This window comes from Croceivirga sp. ABH4_376 (assembly GCF_056160685.1).
On the sequence record NZ_JBSWXQ010000001.1, the window covers coordinates 374,579 to 395,468 of the forward strand.

The following is a 20,890-nucleotide window of genomic DNA, read 5'->3' on the forward strand; positions in this document are numbered from 1 at the left end:
GAAATCTTCTTATCCTATTTTAAATGCAGTTAAGGCTTCTGCTAATTTTCTGTCATTAGAAAGGCGTTGAATTTTGTTCTGACCTCCTAATTTACCTATAGATTGCATGTAAGCTTTAAACCCATCTTTTTGCACCTTAGCTATTTGCAAACGTTTTAAAACCTTGCCTTCTATTAAATCAAAATAGTAACTGTTCTGTTTTTGAAGCGATGTGTCTAAGGTTTGTATAAACAATTCCATGTTAGATGGCTCTTTCTGGAATTCTACAAACCATTCATGATAAGGCAATCCACTTTCTGGTGTGGTTTGGGGTGCCACGGTAAATTCGTTCACTTGGGCATCTGTTGCTACAATGGCATCTTTCATAGCTTGTTCTACTTCTTTGGCAATAACGTGTTCTCCAAAGGCAGAAATAAAATGTTTAATCCTTCCAGAGACAATAATCTTATAAGGGTCTTTAGAAATAAACTGAACGGTATCTCCAATATTATATCCCCATAAGCCTGCATCGGTAGAAATAATCATGGCATAGTTAACATGTAGTTCTACGTCTTTAAGGGTGATACGTTTTGCGCCTTCATCAAAAAATTCATCTGCCTTTACAAACTCGTAAAAAATACCGGCATCTGTAAGTAGTAGCATTCCTTTTTCCGCTTGGGAGTTCTGATATGCAAAAAACCCTTCACTAGCCGGAAATAACTCTATAGCGTCTACTTTACGTCCAATTAAACTTTCGAATTTGGCACGATACGGTTCATAATTAACGCCGCCATAGATAAACAGCTGAAAGTTTTTAAATAAATCGCCAACCTTCTTTTGGTGTTTTTCTTGTAATTTTTCAAAATACATCTGCACCCAAGATGGTATACCCGCTATAACCGTCATGTTTTCGTTTTCGGTTTCGGTAACAATGGCATTTACCTTGGTTTCCCAATCTTCAATACAATTGGTTTCCCAGCTGGGCAGTCTATTTTTTTGTAAATAGTTGGGTACGTAGTGTGCAGATATGCCTGACAATCTACCCAGCTTAATTCCATTTTTCTCTTCCATTTCTGGGCTACCCTGTAGAAAAATCATTCGCCCATCTACAAAATCGGCATTACCTGTTTCTTGAATGTAATTTAGAATAGCATCTCGCGAAGCGTTTACCTGATTTTTAATTGAAGGTTTTGTAATAGGTATATACTTGGCACCAGAAGTAGTGCCAGAGGTTTTTGCAAAATACAAAGGCTTACCGGGCCAAAGCACATCTTCCTTTCCATTCACCACTTGTTCTACGTAGGGTTTTAATTCTTCATAATCGCGAATAGGAACCCGCGCCACAAAATCTCCATGGTTTTTTATGGCACTAAAATTATGGTCTTTACCAAATACAGTATGTTCGGCAGATTTTAGTAGGTTTTTAAAAACCTTTTCTTGAGCTCCAATAGGATTGTTAATCCATTTACTGTTCTTTTTGGCAATTCTATTGGCAAAAATTTTGGCAGCGAATGCTTTTAAGGACATATTATTTAAAGTCTATAAAGTCTAATGGGTTGGTTGGCTTGCCATTTAGCCATAGTTCAAAATGCAAATGCGGACCAGTGGTAAATTCACCCGTATTGCCTACGGCGGCAATAACCTCACCTGCCTTTACCACATCTCCTTGGCTTTTACTTAATGATCCGTTATGCTTATAAACCGAAATCATATCGTCTTTGTGTTCAATAATAATCACATAACCCGTTTCTGAAGTCCATTCCGAAAAAATTACCATACCAGCGGCTACAGCCTTAACCGGTGCTCCTTCTTGGGCAACAACATCTACGGCAAAGTGCTTTTTATCCGCATTATAGGTTTCGGTTAAAGAACCATCTACTGGTTTAAACAATAAGTTTCCACCGTTTCCAACATTACGTTCAAATAAATTGTACTTATCTTCTAATTCTACCTCTTCACGCAATGCCAAATCTTCTTCAATTGGCTCAAGGTTTATGGTAGATGGATCTAGTTTATATCTTTCAAATAAAGAATCTCGTGTAAATTCATTGTTTTCTATTTCTCCGCGGAGCACCTTTCTAATATTCTCTAAATACCCATTGGTATAATTTAAAACATTTACCAAAGAATCTGTTTTATAGGTTAACTCAGTAGCCTGTCTTTTTAAACGGGTAGAAGAATATCCAGGTATGTATTCCCTTAATGGTGTAAAGGCAATTAATAAAGTGGTAAGTCCAATTAAAACTATAATAAAAAGCGTTCCGGTTACAAATACGTTTAACCTGTTTAGTTTAAAAGAAATTTTTTCTTCGAACGTATTCTCATTCAAAATAACCAACCTGTACTTGTGTAACAGCTTGCGTTTAATTTCTTTACGCTTTTTAGCTTTTTTTGCCATATATGGACAAAGATAAGTTTACAAATTAATTTACGTGCTTTTACCTTTACTTTAAGGGTATTTTAGCAATTTACAGCCGGTTAATTTACATTTTTTTGAAAGTAAAACTTCAAATTTTGGTATTTAACACCTATGCTCTGTTGAATTTTGTACTTTTGGTATTCATTTAAGACAGAAAGATTATGGTTTTAAGTACTATTATTCTTGGAATGCTTGGACCTTGGCAAATTGTATTGATTGTTTTGGCCATATTATTGTTATTTGGCGGAAAAAAGATACCAGAATTAATGCGTGGTCTTGGTAGCGGCATAAAAGAATTTAAAGATGCCTCTAAGGAAGACGAACAAATAGAAGGAAAAAAAGAGACCGAATAATATCGGTCTTTTTCTTTTTTAGGCTTCAATACATTTAGATACTGCCACTCCTTTACGTTTTTACTTCACTATTTCTTTGTTTCACAACAAAAATTAATCCACTACTTATTAACAATCTATTTTCGTAGCTAGTATGTACTTTAAAGTGCATGATGTAATCGCCTATATATCAAACTAAAACATTACAGGCCTTTTATAATCTAGCCATGAAAAAACTATTCTTACTACCGCTATTCTTATTTTGCCTAAGTATTTCGGCACAATCTGTTTCCTTGTTGGAATTTGAAGATGCTGAAATTGAGAGAATCATTTTGAATGAAAACAAAAAGAACGATAGCCTAACAAACAGTAAATCAGTCGCAAAAACTAATGTTAACAACAAGTTTATTAAAAGGGCAGACAGCTTTTTTGAAAAAATGTGGTATGCAGAGGCGGCTAAAGTTTATGATAAAGCTTTAAGTAGAAAACGAAAAGATTTTCCAGCGGCAGTTTGGTTAAGAGCAGGTGATTCCCACTACTTTAACTCCAATATGAAAATGGCAAGTAAGTACTACCAAATTGCCTATAAAAATGATGCTGATGCGGTTAGTAATGATGATTTATTTAAATATGCCCACGCTTTAAAGGGAACTGGCAGATATAAAAAAGCCAATAGAATCATGAAAATCTTTAATGCACAGGACATGCAAACCCTTTTGGCAAATAAAGAGGCCAATATCATTGAAAATAGTTTGGCAGAGAACAGCAAGCCTTATGAGGTAGAAATTAAAAACCTAAACATAAACTCAGAATATTCAGACTTTTCTCCAATGATAATTGGAGCGGGTAAATTCCTTTACGCATCTTCTAAAGATTCTGCATTTTTAAAAACCAGACGGTATAAATGGAACAAACAACCGTATTTAGATTTATATGTAGGCGAGGTTGGTGAAGATCTAGAAAAGGTCAAAAACGTAGAAAAGTTACCGCAGACCATTAATAGTAAATACCATGAGGCGGCGGTTACTTTTTCACCAGACAAAAACACCATTTATTTTACCAGAAACAACTATGGCAAAAAGCTTAAGCGCGATCAAAACGGTGTTAACCATTTAAAAATATACACCTCTACCAAAACAGAAAATGGTTGGTCAGAAGCTAAAGAACTACCATTTAATAGCGAAAACTATTCTACCGGCCACCCAGCCATGAACCAAGATGGAACCAAATTATATTTTGTTTCTGATATGCCGGGCGGTTTTGGTGCAACAGATGTTTATTACGTAACCATAAACGAAGATGGTAGTTATTCTGCGCCCATCAATTTAGGAGAAGGCGTAAACTCCAGAAGAAAAGAAATGTTCCCATTTGTTTCTGAAAATGCCTTATACTTTTCTAGTAATAGAAGCGAAGGCTTTGGCGGTCTAGATATTTATAAGGCAGATATAGTGGACGAGGGTTATAAAAACATTACTAATATAGGAGAGCCTATTAACAGTAACAAAGACGACTTTTCTTTTGTGATGGACGAGGAAAACAATTCCGGTTACTTTGCATCTAACAGAGATGGTGGTAAAGGTGATGATGATATTTATGCCTTTACTAATTTAGAGATAAAACCTCCTGTAGATATGCATGCTATAATAGAAGGAGTGGTCTTAGACGAGTTGACGGGAAATCCTATCCAAGAAGCGCTTGTAGCCTTATTGGATGAGGACGAAAATAAACTAGCAGAATTTGTTACGGATGAAAACGGAAGGTTTCAGTTTGATGATGTTAGCAAACAAAGTAATTATACTATTGTAAGTAACCTGCTAAGCTACATAGAGCATAGTAAAAATATTGCCACAGAAGACCAAGAGCGTGTAAGTTTAGAGTTATTAATGAAAAAAGAGGCAGCGCCCATTGTATTGGAAGACGGTGTTAAGAAGTTGAAAATTGACAACATAAACTTTGACTTTGACAGGTATTACATTAAATCTGAAGCGGCAAGTGAATTAGATAGGCTATTGGCTGTTTGGGAAGAGTATCCAGAAATGGTTATCAAAATTGAATCGCACACGGATAGTAGAGGTAGTAGCGCGTATAACCAGTATCTATCTGATAAGCGAGCCAAGGCCACAAGGGATTACTTAATTAAAAATGGTATTGACCCATCTAGAATTGCAAGTGCAGAAGGTTTTGGAGAAGACAGACCACTTAACAATTGTGAGGATGGTATTCCTTGTAGTAGAGACAAACACTTAGAGAACAGGCGTTCAGAATTTATAATTGTATCCATGTAAATAATGGCTAAAACATAAATAAAAAAGCCCCTTGAAAAAGGGGCTTTTTTATTAAATATATCCTAGGTTTTATTTGCTTGCCATCTCTGTTTCATTGGGAAACTTAAGCGTTTTTAATACCGCTTCCAATTCAAACATATAATCCCTTTTTTGCGTATTCGGGGCAAAAGTAAACCCTTCTAAAACCAATTTTCTGTTATTTGGTTTATCGTTGATAATGTACATTAAAAACGGACCAGCCATTGGATAACCGTTAATTTCCCAAATACCCCTAACTTCTGCTGCTTTTCTTCCTCCTATTTCTGCAGGAAACACATAAGGAGCAAATGCTTTTTCCGTCATCATATAAGTGCCTGCATCAGGACCGGGAACATACTTTTTACCTATACTATCCCTTAACTTAACAATATCTTGAACAAATGTAGAATCACTAGTAAACGTTTTATCTGGAATACTGTAGGCAATAATATTCATGTTACCCTTTGGTATTTGGCGATCAACCCAAACAAAGTTCTTTTCTTGCTTTCCAACGCGATATACAGAAGGTAAAGTGAGTTTAACACCTAATTCATCTTCTATGGCCGTTTCTTTGCTTAGAGAGCGGTTAAAACGTTCCTGTACGGCGGCAATCTCAACAGCTTTGAAGGCTGTAATGGCTTCTTTTGCAATTTTGTCTAGACCGGCAACTATTTCCGCATTTGTTTTACCCTTTACAACCGCTATATTTTGTGGGTCTGCGTATACATCTCGTTTAACATGGGCTATAGTCAACGTGTCTTTTTGAACAAAAAGAACGGAACGCGCGTGCGTAGTAGCTCCTTTAAATACTTGTGGCGGTATCTGTGTGAGTGTAAGAATGGCTTGTTCTGGCATTAAGCTTACGGCTGGGGCAGCAAAAACTTCGCGCACCTTTTCACCAACTTCTCCTTGCCACAAGCTGTTATCCATAACCACCATAAGGCTATTTTCACTCCCTGTAGAACCAGGCAAAAAGTTTGCCGCTTTTTTTTCTTGTTTACAGGAATAAACGGTCAGGGCCGCAAGGGCCAAAATGAATAGTGTTCCTAATTTTTTCATATCCTCTAATTTACGAAGAACAATTACACAATTTGAGTTTTGTTCCTGGTTTAAGGTTGTTGTTACTTAAACCGTTCCACTTTCGTAAGTTATCAATAGTTATGCCAGGATATTTCCTAGATATGGTCCAAAGAGAATCTCCTGATTGTACTACATGGATTTTAGATGGATCTGAGGGTAATTTTATAGGTTTTGCTGTTGCGGTCGTGGTGGTCTTTTTGCTAGTAGTGGTTGCAACTGCAACTGGTTTTCTAGGATAGATAACCAAACGCTGGCCAACCTTAAGGTTGTTATTTCGCAAACCGTTCCATCTTTTAATTTGGCTTACGCCAACTCCAAAACGCTCTGCTATTTTACCTAAATAGTCTCCACTTCTAACTTTGTACCTAACACGGTCCGTACTGGTGACCAATTCTGGCAATGTTTTTTCTTTCTTTTCAAACTCACTTTTAGCGTAAGAATAAATTGAATCTTCATTGCTTACAAACGCTCCAATATGCTTTAACGGCAAACGTAGCGGATACGTTTTACCTTCCACTTTTGGGATAATATCTAATTTATAAGATGGGTTCAAGAATTTTAATTCTTCTTCTGAAATTTTTACCAGTTTGGAAATGTGTTCAAAACCAATCATGTTTTTTACATGTACCGTATCCGTTTCAAAATAGGGTCTGTCTGCCCTTAAACCAACAATACCATGTTCATCTGCGTACTCAAACATATACATGGTGGCTAAAAACAATGGCACGTAATTGGCGGTTTCACGTGGAAGAAAAGGTCTAATATTCCAGTAATTAGTATGTCCGCCAGACCTTCTAATTGCTTTGTTTACATTACCCGGTCCAGAATTGTAGGCAGCCAATGCCAAATCCCAGTCATTGAAAATACTATATAATTTAGACAAGTATTTTCCGGCTGCTTGGGTAGATGCAATGGGGTCGCTACGTTCATCTACGTAACTACTTACATCTAGGCCATACATTTTTCCCGTTCCAAACATAAATTGCCATAGACCCGTAGCCCCCACCCTAGATTTAGCGGTAGGGTTTAATGCCGATTCCACAATGGCTAAATATTTCATTTCTAACGGAATGTTGTGAATATCTAGCTCTTGTTCAAATAGCGGAAAGTAAAATTGGCTCGCGGTAATCATTCTGTGGATTAAACCACGCTTTCTTTTTAAAAAAGACTGGATTACTTGTTCTAAATAAGGATTGTATTCTACGTTAAAGGGTGTTTTTGCATTTAAACGCTGTAGCCTTGCTTTTAACGTATCCGTAGATAAGTCTGCAGAAAATATAGAATCGTAATTTATACGAACCACCTCAGCATACATCTCATCATAAAATTTATGATTATCCCTTAGTTCTTTTAACCAAAGACTATCATAAACATATACTTTCTCAAACTCTTCCGTTGTAGTAAGTTCTTGCTTTTTAGCAATTGCAGGTATGTTTAATGGCGTATCATTAAGTACAGTTGTGGTTTGCGTACTATCCTGCTCTGTTGCCTTATGTGTGGTTTCTTGTGCAGTGGCAGTAAGAATACCTAGGGGAGCAACTATGCCCCAAAAAATTCGCTTTCTAATCATTTTTGACACCTCAGTTTGGAATGGGACGCGCTAAAATGCATCTTTTTGTTCAATAATTAAAATCCACTAAACAAAAAACAGCAATTTTAACGAACGCCCCTATTTCTATAACTAACTGATTATGCCATTATTGCAGCAATACCAGGTAAAGTTTTACCTTCTAAACTTTCTAGCATGGCACCACCCCCCGTAGATACATAGCTTACTTTTTCTTCAAAACCAAATTGCTTAACAGCCGCAACAGAATCCCCACCACCTACTAAAGAAAATGCACCTTTTGAGGTAGCCTCATCAACTGCGTTACCTATGGTGATGGTTCCCTTTGCAAAAGATTCCATTTCAAAAACGCCAACAGGCCCGTTCCATAAAATAGTCTTGGAGTTAAGAATTACTTGTTTAAAATTTTCCAAGGTTTTTGGTCCTGCATCTAGGCCTTGCCAACCATCTGGTATTTCTGTAACGTCTACAACCTGGGTTTTGGCGTTGTTATTAAAATCATCTGCGGCCAAAACATCTACTGGCAAATGCACAGCTACACCCTTCTCTTCTGCTTGTTTAAGAATATCTAGCGCCAATTCCATTTTATCGTCCTCACAAATAGAATCTCCTACCTTACCGCCTTTTGCTTTCACAAAGGTATAGGTCATTCCGCCGCCTATAACCAAGTTGTCTACCTTATCCAAGATGTTTTCGATTATGGTGATTTTTGAAGAAACTTTTGCGCCGCCAAGAATAGCGGTCACCGGTTTTTCACCGGTCTGCATAACTTTATCTATTGCTTTTATTTCTTTTGCCAATAAATAACCAAAACATTTATTTTCTGGAAAAAACTTGGCAACCACCGTTGTAGAGGCATGTGCCCTGTGCGCCGTACCAAAAGCATCATTTACATATATATCTCCAAAATGGGATAATTTTTCCGCAAAAGCTTCGTCACCATTAGTTTCCTCGTCATAAAACCTTAAATTCTCCAACAGGAGAATTTCTCCGTTTTGTAAATCTGCATAAGCCTGTTCTACCTTTTCTCCAACGCAATCTGCAACAAATTTTACTTGAACGCCTATAATCTCGCTTACTTTATCACAAATGTGAGATAAGGACAAGTCTGGATTACTCTGCCCTTTTGGTCTACCCAAATGGCTCATTAAAACAGCACTACCGCCATCTTCCAATACTTTTAAAATAGTTGGTTTGGCAGCATCGATTCTACTAGTATCCGTAACATTGAAATCCTCATCTAAAGGCACATTAAAATCTACACGAATCAAAGCCTTTTTGTCTGCGAAGTTATAGTCGTCTATTGTTCTCATATCAAAATTGGATTTAAGCTTCAAAAGTAACTAATTACCGACGCCGTGTAAAGGGGTTATTCTGAAAATTTGTAAAGTTTTGGTGCATTTTAGTTTAAATTTTTACATATCGCCAAATATGTATCTTTGACCATATGTTGTTTAAAGAAGTTTTAGGCCAGCACCATTTAAAAACACACTTAGCGGCCACCGCAGAGGCAGGTAGAATTCCGCATGCACAATTATTTGTGGGGCCAGAGGGTAGTGGAACCCTAGCAATGGCTTTAGCTTATGCCCAATATATACTTTGTGGCAATACTGGGGGCGAAAACCAGGGCGCTAATAACAGTTGTAATTTAAAATGTAATTCTTTTACCCATCCAGATTTACATTTTGTGTTTCCGGTTGCCAACTCTGACAAAGTTAAAACGCATGCCATAAGCGATAATTATATAAACGAATGGCGCCAATTTCTTAAAGAACAGCCTTACGGTAATTTATTTGATTGGTACCGAACCATTGGAATTGAAAAGAAGCAAGGCCTAATAGGGACTGAAGAAGCTCAAGAAATTGTAAAGAAACTAACCTTAAAATCTTATGAGGGTGGTTATAAGGTTATGTTGATATGGATGGCAGAAAAAATGAATGCCTCTGCCGCCAATAAATTACTTAAACTTATTGAAGAACCGCCAAACAAAACAGTTCTCATTTTAATTACGGAAGATGCGGAACAAATTATTAACACCATACGTAGCCGTTGCCAAATTTTACAATTTGGCCCTTTGCCAGAACCAGTTATTGTAGAACACTTGTTATTAAATGGGGCCTCTAGTGATGAAGCCAATAGGTTGGCACATGAAGCAAATGGAAATTACAACAAGGCTTTGGACCTATTGAACCAAGATTCTGAGGATTTGGTTTTTGAACGTTGGTTTGTTCAGTGGGTACGTACGGCTTTTAAGGCAAAGGGAAATAAAGCTGCTATTCATGACCTTTTATTGTGGAGCGATGAACTTTCTAAAACAGGAAGGGAAGTGCAAAAAAAATTTATACAATACTGCATTGGCATTATTAGACAGGCACTATTGTTAAACTATGGAGCCAATGATTTGGTGTATAGTAGTATAAGTGTAGATAACTTTGATTTAGCCAAGTTTGCACCTTTTGTTCACGAGAACAATATTATGGGCATAATAGAAGAATTGGAAAGTGCCATGCTTCACGTGGAACGTAATGGTAACACCAAACTTATTTTTACAGATCTTTCTATAAAACTAACGCGTTTGCTTCACAGCAAAGCCGCCTAAAAAACTAAGACATGCATTTACATTTTACGGAAAACGCAACGCAACTTATCCTGTTAACAATGATTATTATTGTTTTTATACAAAGTGGTTTAGATAAAATATTTGATTGGCAAGGAAACCTATCTTGGCTTAAAAGTCATTTTGAAGAAACTCCATTTTCAGGCTTTGTACCTGTGCTATTAGGAACTATTTTGGCAATGGAGCTTGTTGCAGGCATTTTATCCGTTATGGGGTTTGCCCACTTATTATTGTTTAATGATGTAAGTTTTGCCTTTTACGCAGCATTAATAGCAGCCGTGACTTTATTGATGCTTTTGTTGGGCCAACGTGTGGCCAAAGACTATGAGGGCGCAAAAACTATAGTTATCTATTTAATGCCCGTGTGTTTTTTACTCTTTTTGGTTACCAACTAAAATCTAATAAAAAGCGTATGGATAGTAGTTTATTCTTGTTTTTGAAAACGCTAAATACCTAGCAGCTAATTTTTAGTATAGAATATAAAAAAGGCCTTGGGTTACCAAGGCCTTTATTTTTTATTTAAAACACCGAATTACTGCTTATACTCGTCGTTTAAAATCTTAAGTACTTCTTCGGTCAAATCTTTTCCCTCTTCACCATAAAGCACACTACCACCTTCTCCACCGCCAAGGATGTAGGTGTAACCGTTTGCTTTACCGTAGGCTTCTATTTTTGCCTTCACCTTTTTTACCACACTATCCATTTTTTCCTGACCAGCTAGTTGAATAGTTTGTTCTTCTTGTTGTAAACTTTGACCCATCATTTGGCCGCGTTGTTGAATCATTCCGTATTCTTCTTGCGCCTTTTTCTGCGACATTGAATTTGCTTTTGTTTGAAAAGCTTGTACTTCCATTTGAAAGGCTTGCGAAATACTATCGCGCTTTCTATTTAACTTATCGGCTTTGGTTTTGTAATCTGCCTCTACGTCTAATTTTTCTTGATAGCCATCCATCAATTTTACGTTATCTACAAAACCAATTTTGTTTTGCTGGCAAGAAACCATAATTACCAAACCTAGTATTAATCCTAATTTTTTCATTCTATCGATTTAAGTTGCGGCTAAAATATAAAATCCATTTTAGGTAAGTAAATATTCTTTTTTAACAACATATAAACTCAATCTATAGCACCAAAAAGATGCTATAGATTTAAGCTATAGAAGTTGCGCCAATAGAAGCTTATTAGACAACTTTTTGAAGCTTTACCTATACAAACCATTGGCGTTAACCTTAAAAGCTGATTAAATAGGCTTATTTTGCTTTTTTAAGGATATAAATGTGAGAGGACCACTCTTTAGAACCTACAGCAACCAAATTACTGTAGAAACCATATAGAAACCCCTTAATAAGTGTATTTTTTACACCTTTATAGCGCTCCGAGAGCATGCTAACATAAAATGAATCAAAATACATAGGCTTAATCTTAAGCAACTTTAAATTATGTTTACCAAATAACTTTACAATACTACTCTTTGAAAAATGCCAAAGATGTCTGGGAACATCAAAAGCAGCCCAGTAATTTTTGTAATGCCGGGCGTCCCAACTTTTATAATTAGGCACCGCTATTACTAACACCCCTCCATCTGCTAAAAGCGAAACCAATTTTGAGATTGTTCCTTCCAAATCAGTAACATGTTCTAAAACATGCCAAAGTGTAATACAATCATAATTACCTGCTGCTAAGTCGTCCAATTCCTCATGTAATAAAATTCCTTTTGCACTAGCCAAACTTCTGGCTTTAGCATTGGGTTCTATTCCATAAATATCAAATCCACTTGTTTTGGCAACTGAAATAAAATCACCAGTACCAGCTCCAACATCTAGGAGCTTTTTACCGGCACCCACATAATTCTTCAAAAAAGAAACCTTTCGCTTTAAAGTGTATCTTTTGACAATTTGATACAATTTCTCAAACATTGAAGAGGCACCGTCTGTATGTGAAATGTACGCATCACTATCGTAATATTTACTTAATTCTTTAGGCGCTGGCTGGGTAACCAACATATCTAAAGAAGCATTATACATTAATTGAAACGACTCTTTTGTGACAGAATAATCTTTAGTTTCTAAATAAACCTTCATATTAATGCTAAAAAACAATAGCCTCAAAAGAGGCTAAAGTGTGTTGTTTTTTTTCGCAACTATGTTCCACGTGGAACATTAACGACCTAAATGAACCAAAAGCACAGAAATATCGGCAGGTGAAACACCGCTAATTCTAGATGCTTGTGAAATAGTCACAGGTTCAATTTCCTTTAGTTTTTCTCTTGCCTCAAAACTTAAAGATTTTAATTTAGAATAATCAAAATTTCGTGGAATCTTGATTCCTTCTAAACGTAAAAGTTTATCTGCATTGTTCTTTTCTTTTTCAATATAACCAGAATACTTAACCTGAATTTCGGTTTGTTCCAAGACATCTGTATTCAAGTTATTAGCAGCAACAAAATCTGAAACCGTACTCAATTGCAACATGTGGTCCATGGTTACTTTAGGCCTTGAAAAAACTTTAAATAGTTTGTCTGATTGCTTAACCAAAGATGAATCTAATGATTCTAAGATGGGATTTATTTCTTCTGGATTAAAACTGGTATTACGGAAAAAAGAAACAAAATCGTTAGATGCTTTCTCTTTATCTTCCATTTTCTTTAGCCTTTCTTCTGAAGCAAGCCCAATTTGATAACCCTTAGGTGTTAATCTTAAATCCGCATTATCTTGTCTTAATAGGGTTCTATATTCTGCCCTTGATGTAAACATACGATAAGGTTCTTCTGTGCCCTTTGTAATTAAATCGTCTATTAAAACTCCAATATAAGCTTCATCCCTATTTAATATAAAAGGTTCCTTTTCATGTACCTTTAAATGTGCATTAATACCTGCCATTAAACCTTGGGAAGCAGCTTCTTCATAACCAGTGGTCCCATTAATTTGCCCAGCAAAAAATAGATTCTCTACAAGCTTTGTCTCTAATGTATGTTTTAACTGTGTAGGTGGAAAATAATCATATTCTATAGCATAACCCGCCCTAAAGAATTTCACATTTTCAAATCCCTTTACTGAACGTAAAGCTTTAAATTGGACATCTTCTGGCAAACTTGTAGAGAAACCATTTACATAAACCTCTACAGTGTTCCACCCCTCTGGCTCAACAAATATTTGATGTCTATCCTTATCTGCAAAACGGTTAATTTTATCTTCAATAGAAGGACAATAACGAGGACCCAAACTTTTAATTCTTCCATTGAACATTGGAGATCTATCAAAACCCTCCCTTAATAAATCATGTACCAATAAACTTGTGTGAGTCATAAAGCAATCTCTTTGTACACTCAATTTATTGGTATCTAAATAAGAAAATTTTTCGGGTTTGATATCCCCAGGTTGTGGTATCATAACAGAATAATCTAAAGACCTACCGTCTACCCTTGGAGGTGTACCCGTCTTCATTCTGCCACTTTCGAAACCTAATTGCACCAATTCCTCAGTGATTCCTGTAGCGGCACTTTCACCGGCCCTACCCCCACCAAATTGTTTTTCGCCAATATGTATTAAACCATTTAAAAATGTCCCATTAGTAAGCACTACAGATTTAGCTTTTATTCGTAAACCTAAACTAGTTTTAACTCCGCTTATTTTACCATTTTCTATTAGCAAGCCACTAACCATTTCTTGATAAAAATCCACATTAGGTGTTTGCTCCAACAACAAACGCCATTCCTCGGCAAAACGCATTCTGTCGTTTTGGGTTCTTGGGCTCCACATAGCAGGACCCTTTGATTTATTGAGCATTTTAAACTGTATAGCAGAGCGGTCAGAAACGATTCCACTATACCCACCTAAGGCATCTATCTCACGAACAATTTGCCCTTTTGCTATACCACCCATAGCGGGGTTACAAGACATTTGCCCAATGTTTTGTAGGTTCATGGTTACCAATAAGGTACTAGAACCCATATTAGCTGCTGCTGCTGCTGCCTCTGCCCCTGCATGGCCACCCCCTACAACTATAACATCATATTCTTTATCAAACATAACTCTATTGTTCCACGTGGAACATCTTAATTGATTTGTTTTCTTCCGTTCTCATTCTACTAACATCTTCATCCGTTTTGTCCTTAAAACCCAACAGGTGTAAAACACCATGCGCCATAACACGAAGTAATTCATTAGTAAAATCTACTTGATGGATAACGGCGTTTTCCTTAACTCTTTCCATAGATATAAAAATATCCCCAGAAATATTATTACCATTAACATAATCAAAGGTTATAATATCCGTATATGTATCGTGTTTTAAATATTCTAAATTGATCTTGTGCAAATACCCATCATCGCAAAAAACGAAACATAAATCACCAACCTTTTTATCATAACTATTAATAATCCTAGTTAACCAATCGGTAAAATAGGATTCGTCACTTAACTCAAAATTGGTTTCGTATGCAAACTCAATCATTTCTATTAAAATAGGATTTAACCCGGTTTTTAAAATCAGTTTGCAAAGGTAATGGTTGTCTATTTAAAATTTCTATTTGTTCAAAATACTCACGCGCATCTTTATACTCCTTCTTGATTGTATTGGTAAAGGTACCACTCGTTTTTTCTGACTCACGTTGTGAATCCTTTCCTTGTTTTAGTTCGGCATCTTTAAGTTTTAGTAGTTGCTGTTGAATAACATTAACCCTATTTCTATTCTTGTTGGTAATTCCATTTTGTAGCAAGTTGTCTTCGAAATCCTGCATTTGTTTTATTAAACTTTTTGCCAAGTTTCGTTCCTCAGTATTCAGCATATCCTCTAATTGTTTTTCTAAACCAGAACGAATTTGTTGTTGTGCTTTATATATTTCAAAAATTTCTTGTAATTCCTCTTCAGAGATATCACATCCTCCTGAATCATTTCCAGAACCTCCGTTACCTCCACTATTTTTTCCACTTCCTTCTTTTCCATCACCGCTGCTATTTTCGCCCCTACCACCGTTTCCATTCTTGCCGCCAGCGTTATTTCCTTTCATTCCATTTTTACCACTCTTTCCGTCCTTACCTTGGCTTACCCCGGAATTTGAGTTTTCTCCCTTTCCCTTACCTTCTTTGCCATCACCTTTTTGTCCGTTATTTCCTTGACTCATTTTCTCCCCAATACTTTCTTGTTGTTTTATAATATCCGGAAGCTGAAAGTCCTGACCATTACCACCACCATTACCAGATTGCATACTATCCTGCATATTATCCAAAACATTTACCAAATAATCTGCTAAAGAATTTGAAGCAGTAAGCACATATTGTTGGTAACTCTTAGCCTGAAAAAGTTGATTTTCCGCAATACTAGCAAGACCTTTATCTATGTTATAATAGACTTCTTCAACCTGTACGTTTACAAAATCTGCTAACTCAACCTGCCTTAAGGATAGTGCAAACAAACTATCATCTACGTGGGTAAATAATTCCCGTAACTTCTTTTGTTCTTTAATACTACTTGAAAAACTATTTAAATCGCCCCGTTCAAAGTTCATGCTTTCCATTAAACCTTCTTGTTTAAAAGAAAAGATTAATAGATTATCTAATATTTGCCGTAACATTTCAGCATCTTCAGCAACTGTAGAACCACCACTAGAACTTGAAATTGATAGTTTTTCTCCTAATTCTTTCATTTTTGAACCGGCACTTCTTTGCTTGGATTGTACATTATTCTGAACCTTTTCATCTACATCCTTGCCGGCGTTTTCTTCCATCCTATGTTTACTTAACTCCTTTAATATATCTTCAACATCATTGTCTATACCCTCTAGTTTATTGTCATCAACATTTAGTTGAATGGGCTTTTTAAGGTTAGCGTTCTCTTTTAACAGTTCTCCAAATTTTTCTTTTAATGATGAAAATTTATCAGCAATAGTTTTTTGGGAAATTTGGTTGTCTTTATCCTCCAATTTTAATTTAGACAACAATTCTTGTCGTTCTCCCAATTTGAATATTTCTTCGGCTAATTGTTTGGCTTTTTCTGTTACATAGTATCGTTTGGTAAGCTCAACAATTTGTTCTAAGCTTCTTTTATTTGATGCTTGGGACTTTGCTAATTTGTCTAATTCTAATTGTAGCTCCTCCTTATTTATCTTATCCGCTACTTTTTCTAATTCTTCAAGCAACTTTTGATTTTTTTTAGCTAGTAATTCCTGCCTTTCTAATCGTTCTTGTAACAACTCATTCTTTTCCGCTAAAGTTTGTTTTAACTTATTGGAAAATTTTTCCATCAAACGTTCCTGGTTCAGTTGCTCTTGTAATTGTTTTTTAACCGCTTCCTTTTTATTAAAACCTAGTTCTTTTTGTGTTTTAAATTCTTTATCCAACTCATCTAATTGATCAAGCAGTTGTTCCCGTTTAGTAATTTGCTTATCAATTCCTTTAGATAAATTTTTACTTTCTTCTAACAGTTTATTCTCTAATTCCTCTTTACTAAGAATAGATGATGAAAACATTTGGGATTTGGTACTTTTACCACCACTAACCCCATCATTATCCGTTACCTTAAAATAAAAACTATACGCTTTTCCTGAATCCAGATTCAAACCTTCCGGAAATGTGTAGTAAAACTGACTAGACCTATCTAAATTCTTATCCAGTATTATGCTAGATTCTTTTGAACTACCTTCTTCTTTAAAGACCAATTCTATTTTACTAATACCATAATCATCTTGAACATCACCAGCAAAAAATAATTCGTTTATAACTAAGCTGTCTTTTTTTGATGCAACCGCTATAGAAGGATATTCATCCTTAATGACATCAATTCTATAAGGAATTGTCTCATAATCCTTTACCTTGGTATTACCTAATTGTATTTCATACTTAAAAGGATTGAATATCCTTTTTTGATATTCAAATTGATTTTCCTTTTGTTGAAAGGAAGAAATACTATCGCCTTCTATTAAATTGACATAATCTAAATTTGAACCACTAAGGTTCCATTTTACCCGTGTACCAAAAGGAACTTTAACATCACCAGAACCATTAACTACTTTATTTGGAATTCCTAGATATTTTGGAAAACTTAATTCTAATTGTAAACTACTTAACAAGGGCGTTTTAATAACAGATACATTATATCTTGGTGACTCCACATCACCCGCCACTAATTGAAACGAGAAATTCTCATTCTGAATTGGGAAACTAAAACGAAATCTACCATTAGTATTCTCTGCTAAGAAACGTTTTCCTTGAAAAAAGATATAAACCTCTTCAGGCTTTACCGATCCTTTTGTGCTAAAATCTAGGTTAAAGCTTTCATTATCAAAAGTCTGTAATTTAGAATTATCAATAGAAAAATGGAATGGTGCAGGCTTTATATAAGCTGTTTTGTAATCAGCAATACGCTGTATACCTTTAAAATAATCTCCAATAAAACCACTTAAAAAATATAATAATAATATACTAAACGGTATAATTAGAAGATAAGCGTTGCGCTTCACTTTACTAGAATCTACAGCATTTACAAAGGGAATGGAATTTAATTCTATGGACTTTTGATTAATTGCCGCCAAAATTAAATCGGAATCAGCCTTCTCAGATAAATCTAAAACATTGTTTAAACGATCATCTACATCCTTAAAATGATTACCAATGATTTTAGCTGCCTCTTTAGTCCCTATACCTTGTTTTACTTTAAGCAAATAAAGCAAAGGGTTAATTACGTAATAGTATATAAATAATACAGATAAAATTATCCCTAGGACAAAAAGACCTAAACGAAGATTTGGAGTTAACCATAAAAAACTTTCAACAGTACCCAAAAGAACTAATAACAACATACTTATTGTAACAAATACAATAGCACCCTGTAGCAGCCTAGTTAAATAGTACTTACGGATAAAAGACTGTAAATTATCAATTACTGTCTGAAAGTTATTCATATAAACATCATTTATTACAAGTTAATCCAGCGAAGCAAAAAAATTTTAAAATAAACTGTTAAATCCAATAAAGGATCCCAGTTTATTAAAACTAATAACGACAATTGTAATTGTATATTTGCGAAAAATTGAATTCATGTCTTTAGAAACTCGTGTACGATTTGCCCCTAGCCCAACCGGCCCATTACATATTGGTGGATTAAGAACTGCTCTTTTTAATTATCTATTTGCCAAGAAAAACAACGGTAAATTTATATTACGTATTGAAGACACCGACCAAAACAGATATGTAGAAGGCGCAGAAGTGTACATAGAAGAAGCTTTAAAATGGTGTGGTCTTGAACCCGATGAAAGCACAACAAATCCAGGAAAATTTGGTCCTTACAAACAAAGTGAACGGAAACATTTATATAAACAACACGTTACAAAACTTATAGAAAACGGCAAGGCATACTATGCTTTTGATACTCCAGAAAGTTTAGACAAGCATAGAAAACAACACGAAGAAAAGGGTAAAACCTTTATTTACAACTGGCACAACAGAGAAAAATTAGAAAATTCTTTGTCTCTTACTCCAGAACAAATACAAGAAAAACTAAATACTGGACAACCTTACGTAATTCGGTTTAAATCACCAAAAGACCGTGAACTACTTTTACACGATGAAATAAGAGGAACCATTAAAATAGATACTAACATTTTAGATGACAAAATTCTGTTTAAAAGTGATGGAATGCCTACTTACCATCTAGCTAACATTGTAGATGATCATCTTATGGAGATTACCCATGTTATTAGAGGTGAAGAATGGTTGCCCTCTTTAGCCCTACATTATCTTTTGTATGAAGCTTTTGACTGGGAAGCGCCAAAATTTGCTCATTTACCTCTAATTATGAAACCAACTGGAAAAGGCAAACTAAGCAAACGCGATGGCGATAAAGGTGGTTTTCCCGTATTTCCTTTATCTTGGAACGAATCTAAGGGCTACAGAGAAGAAGGCTATTTTCCTGAAGCAGTAATTAACTTTTTGGCTTTATTAGGCTGGAATCCTGGAACAGAACAAGAATTATTTAGCAAGCAAGAACTAATTGCCGCATTTAGTTTAGATAGGGTAAACAAATCTGGTGCGCGATTTGACCCTGAAAAAAACAAATGGTATAATCATCAATATCTACAACATAAAACCGCAGAAGAATTAAAAAGTTCATTGCTTCCTATATTAAAAGAAAAAGGAATAGCGCAAGATTTAATCACTTCTTTACCACTTGAAAAGATAATTAGTCAAAATCAAGAACGAGCTAACTTTATTGGGGACTTCTGGGGATTGATTGATTATTATTTTGAAGCCCCCTCTCAGTACGATTCCAAAGCTGTAAAAAAACAATGGAAGGAAAAAACTCCTGAACTAATGAACGATATAATTTCAGTTTTAGAAAGTATATCCCAATTTGAGACAGAAATAATAGAAACTTCTGTTAAACAATATATTTCTCAAAACGAACTAGGTTTTGGACAAATAATGCCTCCATTACGCCTATCCATAGTTGGAGCTATGAAAGGCCCTCATATTTTTGATATAATGGAAATTTTAGGCAAAGAGGAATGCATTAATAGAATAAAACAAGCTATAGCCAATTTGTAACAAAATTGGAATAAATAAGACTAATCCTCTGGTAACTGTTGTACCTTACAACAAATTAATCAACATTAAATCTATAATTATGGGGAACTTCTTATTTATTCCAATTTTAATACTTGTCATCTTTGCGGTTTTATCGGGGGTGTTTATTGTAAAACAACAAACGGCTGTTCTAATTGAAACCTTTGGAAAATTTACGAGTGTAAGACATTCTGGTATTCAATTTAAAATTCCTTTTGTTCAACGTATTGCTGCAAGAGTAGGTCTAAAAATTCAGCAATTAGATGTAATAGTTGAAACCAAAACTTTAGACGACGTATTCGTTAAACTTAAAGTTTCCGTACAATATGTGGTTATCAAAGAAAAAGTATACGAGGCATTTTACAAATTGGAATATCCACACGATCAAATAACTTCTTATGTTTTTGATGTTGTACGTGCAGAGGTTCCAAAAATGAAATTGGACGATGTATTTGTAAAAAAAGATGATATAGCAATTGCAGTAAAAAGCGAACTACAAGACGCCATGCTAGAGTATGGTTATGATATCATTAAAACCCTAGTGACGGACATAGACCCAGATCCGCAAGTAAAAGCGGCCATGAACCGTATTAATGCTTCTGAGCGAGAAAAAATTGCAGCCCAATTTGAAGGTGATGCTGCCCGTATTCTTATAGTTGAAAAAGCAAAAGCAGAAGCAGAAAGCAAGCGCTTACAAGGGCAAGGTATTGCCGATCAAAGAAGGGAGATTGCTAGAGGTCTAGAAGAATCTGTTGAAGTTTTAAATAAAGTTGGTATTAATTCACAAGAAGCGTCTGCACTAATTGTGGTTACCCAACATTATGATACTTTACAATCAATTGGAGAAGAAACCAACACGAATCTTATATTACTTCCAAACTCACCACAAGCAGGAAGCGATATGTTAAATAATATGGTGGCTTCTTTTACCGCTAGTAATATGATTGGAGAAAAAATGAAAGAAGCCTCTAAAAAGGAAAAAGAGTAATTCCTAACGATTTCCACAAAAAAACAAACCCAATCACGTAAAATGATT

Annotated in this window: 16 protein-coding genes; 6 read left to right on the forward strand and 10 right to left on the reverse strand. The window is 35.3% G+C overall.

Annotated features, from left to right (window positions below; translation table 11 throughout):
* Window positions 1-9: 9 nt before the first annotated feature.
* Together ACXAGS_RS01680 and ACXAGS_RS01685 are read right to left on the reverse strand one after the other, a co-directional pair.
* Window positions 10-1,506, reverse strand: a complete 1,497-nt coding sequence (locus tag ACXAGS_RS01680) for a GH3 family acyl-acid amido synthetase (protein ID WP_474904003.1) — start codon at window positions 1,504-1,506, stop codon at window positions 10-12.
* A 1-nt stretch (window position 1,507) separates the two neighbouring features.
* Entirely contained in the window at window positions 1,508-2,377 is an 870-nt protein-coding gene (locus tag ACXAGS_RS01685) for a M23 family metallopeptidase (protein WP_474904004.1), read from the reverse strand.
* A 182-nt stretch (window positions 2,378-2,559) separates the two neighbouring features.
* Between ACXAGS_RS01685 and tatA the strand changes: the two genes are divergently transcribed.
* Together tatA and ACXAGS_RS01695 are read left to right on the forward strand one after the other, a co-directional pair.
* On the forward strand, window positions 2,560-2,751 hold the full coding sequence (tatA, locus tag ACXAGS_RS01690; RefSeq protein ID WP_010516327.1) for a twin-arginine translocase TatA/TatE family subunit: 192 nt from the start codon (window positions 2,560-2,562) through the stop codon (window positions 2,749-2,751).
* A gap of 206 nt (window positions 2,752-2,957) precedes the next feature.
* Window positions 2,958-5,015 carry an OmpA family protein gene (locus tag ACXAGS_RS01695; protein ID WP_474904006.1) on the forward strand — a complete coding sequence of 686 codons (2,058 nt, stop codon included), beginning with the start codon at window positions 2,958-2,960 and terminating at the stop codon, window positions 5,013-5,015.
* 69 nt (window positions 5,016-5,084) lie between these two features.
* On the opposite strand, the gene ACXAGS_RS01700 is transcribed toward ACXAGS_RS01695, so the two are convergent.
* The 3 genes from ACXAGS_RS01700 to ACXAGS_RS01710 all read right to left on the reverse strand — a co-directional run bounded on the left by ACXAGS_RS01700 (window position 5,085) and on the right by ACXAGS_RS01710 (window position 8,993).
* Window positions 5,085-6,092, reverse strand: coding sequence for a DUF4837 family protein (locus ACXAGS_RS01700; RefSeq protein WP_474904007.1), 1,008 nt, complete (start codon window positions 6,090-6,092; stop codon window positions 5,085-5,087).
* A gap of 10 nt (window positions 6,093-6,102) precedes the next feature.
* Complete coding sequence (locus ACXAGS_RS01705) at window positions 6,103-7,683, reverse strand: LysM peptidoglycan-binding domain-containing protein (protein ID WP_474904008.1); 1,581 nt, start codon at window positions 7,681-7,683, stop codon at window positions 6,103-6,105.
* Window positions 7,684-7,802: 119 nt separating this feature from the next.
* Window positions 7,803-8,993, reverse strand: a complete 1,191-nt coding sequence (locus ACXAGS_RS01710; protein WP_474904010.1) for a phosphoglycerate kinase — start codon at window positions 8,991-8,993, stop codon at window positions 7,803-7,805.
* Between the two features lie 134 nt (window positions 8,994-9,127).
* On the opposite strand from ACXAGS_RS01710, the gene ACXAGS_RS01715 reads away from it, so the two are divergent.
* Window positions 9,128-10,279, forward strand: a complete 1,152-nt coding sequence (locus ACXAGS_RS01715; protein WP_474904011.1) for a DNA polymerase III subunit — start codon at window positions 9,128-9,130, stop codon at window positions 10,277-10,279.
* An 11-nt stretch (window positions 10,280-10,290) separates the two neighbouring features.
* Window positions 10,291-10,692, forward strand: coding sequence for a DoxX family protein (locus ACXAGS_RS01720; RefSeq protein ID WP_474904013.1), 402 nt, complete (start codon window positions 10,291-10,293; stop codon window positions 10,690-10,692).
* A gap of 137 nt (window positions 10,693-10,829) precedes the next feature.
* Here ACXAGS_RS01720 and ACXAGS_RS01725 read toward each other — a convergent pair whose 3' ends face one another.
* The 5 genes from ACXAGS_RS01725 to ACXAGS_RS01745 all read right to left on the reverse strand — a co-directional run bounded on the left by ACXAGS_RS01725 (window position 10,830) and on the right by ACXAGS_RS01745 (window position 18,194).
* Window positions 10,830-11,336: an OmpH/Skp family outer membrane protein gene (locus ACXAGS_RS01725; protein WP_474904015.1), complete on the reverse strand. Its 507-nt coding sequence runs from the start codon at window positions 11,334-11,336 to the stop codon at window positions 10,830-10,832.
* A 211-nt stretch (window positions 11,337-11,547) separates the two neighbouring features.
* Window positions 11,548-12,378, reverse strand: coding sequence for a class I SAM-dependent methyltransferase (locus tag ACXAGS_RS01730; protein WP_474904017.1), 831 nt, complete (start codon window positions 12,376-12,378; stop codon window positions 11,548-11,550).
* A gap of 78 nt (window positions 12,379-12,456) precedes the next feature.
* Window positions 12,457-14,325 carry a tRNA uridine-5-carboxymethylaminomethyl(34) synthesis enzyme MnmG gene (gene mnmG, locus ACXAGS_RS01735; RefSeq protein ID WP_474904019.1) on the reverse strand — a complete coding sequence of 623 codons (1,869 nt, stop codon included), beginning with the start codon at window positions 14,323-14,325 and terminating at the stop codon, window positions 12,457-12,459.
* Between the two features lie 4 nt (window positions 14,326-14,329).
* Complete coding sequence (gene ybeY, locus ACXAGS_RS01740) at window positions 14,330-14,749, reverse strand: rRNA maturation RNase YbeY (protein ID WP_474904021.1); 420 nt, start codon at window positions 14,747-14,749, stop codon at window positions 14,330-14,332.
* Window positions 14,742-18,194: a hypothetical protein gene (locus ACXAGS_RS01745; protein ID WP_474904023.1), complete on the reverse strand. Its 3,453-nt coding sequence runs from the start codon at window positions 18,192-18,194 to the stop codon at window positions 14,742-14,744. Before ACXAGS_RS01745 ends, ybeY begins: the two co-directional genes overlap by 8 nt.
* 136 nt (window positions 18,195-18,330) lie before the next feature.
* On the opposite strand from ACXAGS_RS01745, the gene gltX reads away from it, so the two are divergent.
* Window positions 18,331-19,836: a glutamate--tRNA ligase gene (gltX, locus tag ACXAGS_RS01750; RefSeq protein WP_474904024.1), complete on the forward strand. Its 1,506-nt coding sequence runs from the start codon at window positions 18,331-18,333 to the stop codon at window positions 19,834-19,836.
* Between the two features lie 79 nt (window positions 19,837-19,915).
* Window positions 19,916-20,842: an SPFH domain-containing protein gene (locus ACXAGS_RS01755; RefSeq protein WP_010516349.1), complete on the forward strand. Its 927-nt coding sequence runs from the start codon at window positions 19,916-19,918 to the stop codon at window positions 20,840-20,842.
* Window positions 20,843-20,890: the final 48 nt, after the last annotated feature.

Coding starts and splice junctions, on each gene's coding strand:
- ACXAGS_RS01725 (WP_474904015.1), bottom strand. CDS start 11,336: ATGAAAAAATTAGGATTAATACTAGGTTTGGTAATTATGGTTTCTTGC.
- ACXAGS_RS01705 (WP_474904008.1), bottom strand. CDS start 7,683: ATGATTAGAAAGCGAATTTTTTGGGGCATAGTTGCTCCCCTAGGTATT.
- ACXAGS_RS01745 (WP_474904023.1), bottom strand. CDS start 18,194: ATGAATAACTTTCAGACAGTAATTGATAATTTACAGTCTTTTATCCGT.
- ACXAGS_RS01695 (WP_474904006.1), top strand. CDS start 2,958: ATGAAAAAACTATTCTTACTACCGCTATTCTTATTTTGCCTAAGTATT.
- ACXAGS_RS01715 (WP_474904011.1), top strand. CDS start 9,128: ATGTTGTTTAAAGAAGTTTTAGGCCAGCACCATTTAAAAACACACTTA.
- ACXAGS_RS01685 (WP_474904004.1), bottom strand. CDS start 2,377: ATGGCAAAAAAAGCTAAAAAGCGTAAAGAAATTAAACGCAAGCTGTTA.
- ACXAGS_RS01755 (WP_010516349.1), top strand. CDS start 19,916: ATGGGGAACTTCTTATTTATTCCAATTTTAATACTTGTCATCTTTGCG.
- gltX (WP_474904024.1), top strand. CDS start 18,331: ATGTCTTTAGAAACTCGTGTACGATTTGCCCCTAGCCCAACCGGCCCA.
- ybeY (WP_474904021.1), bottom strand. CDS start 14,749: ATGATTGAGTTTGCATACGAAACCAATTTTGAGTTAAGTGACGAATCC.
- ACXAGS_RS01730 (WP_474904017.1), bottom strand. CDS start 12,378: ATGAAGGTTTATTTAGAAACTAAAGATTATTCTGTCACAAAAGAGTCG.
- mnmG (WP_474904019.1), bottom strand. CDS start 14,325: ATGTTTGATAAAGAATATGATGTTATAGTTGTAGGGGGTGGCCATGCA.
- ACXAGS_RS01700 (WP_474904007.1), bottom strand. CDS start 6,092: ATGAAAAAATTAGGAACACTATTCATTTTGGCCCTTGCGGCCCTGACC.
- ACXAGS_RS01710 (WP_474904010.1), bottom strand. CDS start 8,993: ATGAGAACAATAGACGACTATAACTTCGCAGACAAAAAGGCTTTGATT.
- tatA (WP_010516327.1), top strand. CDS start 2,560: ATGGTTTTAAGTACTATTATTCTTGGAATGCTTGGACCTTGGCAAATT.
- ACXAGS_RS01720 (WP_474904013.1), top strand. CDS start 10,291: ATGCATTTACATTTTACGGAAAACGCAACGCAACTTATCCTGTTAACA.
- ACXAGS_RS01680 (WP_474904003.1), bottom strand. CDS start 1,506: ATGTCCTTAAAAGCATTCGCTGCCAAAATTTTTGCCAATAGAATTGCC.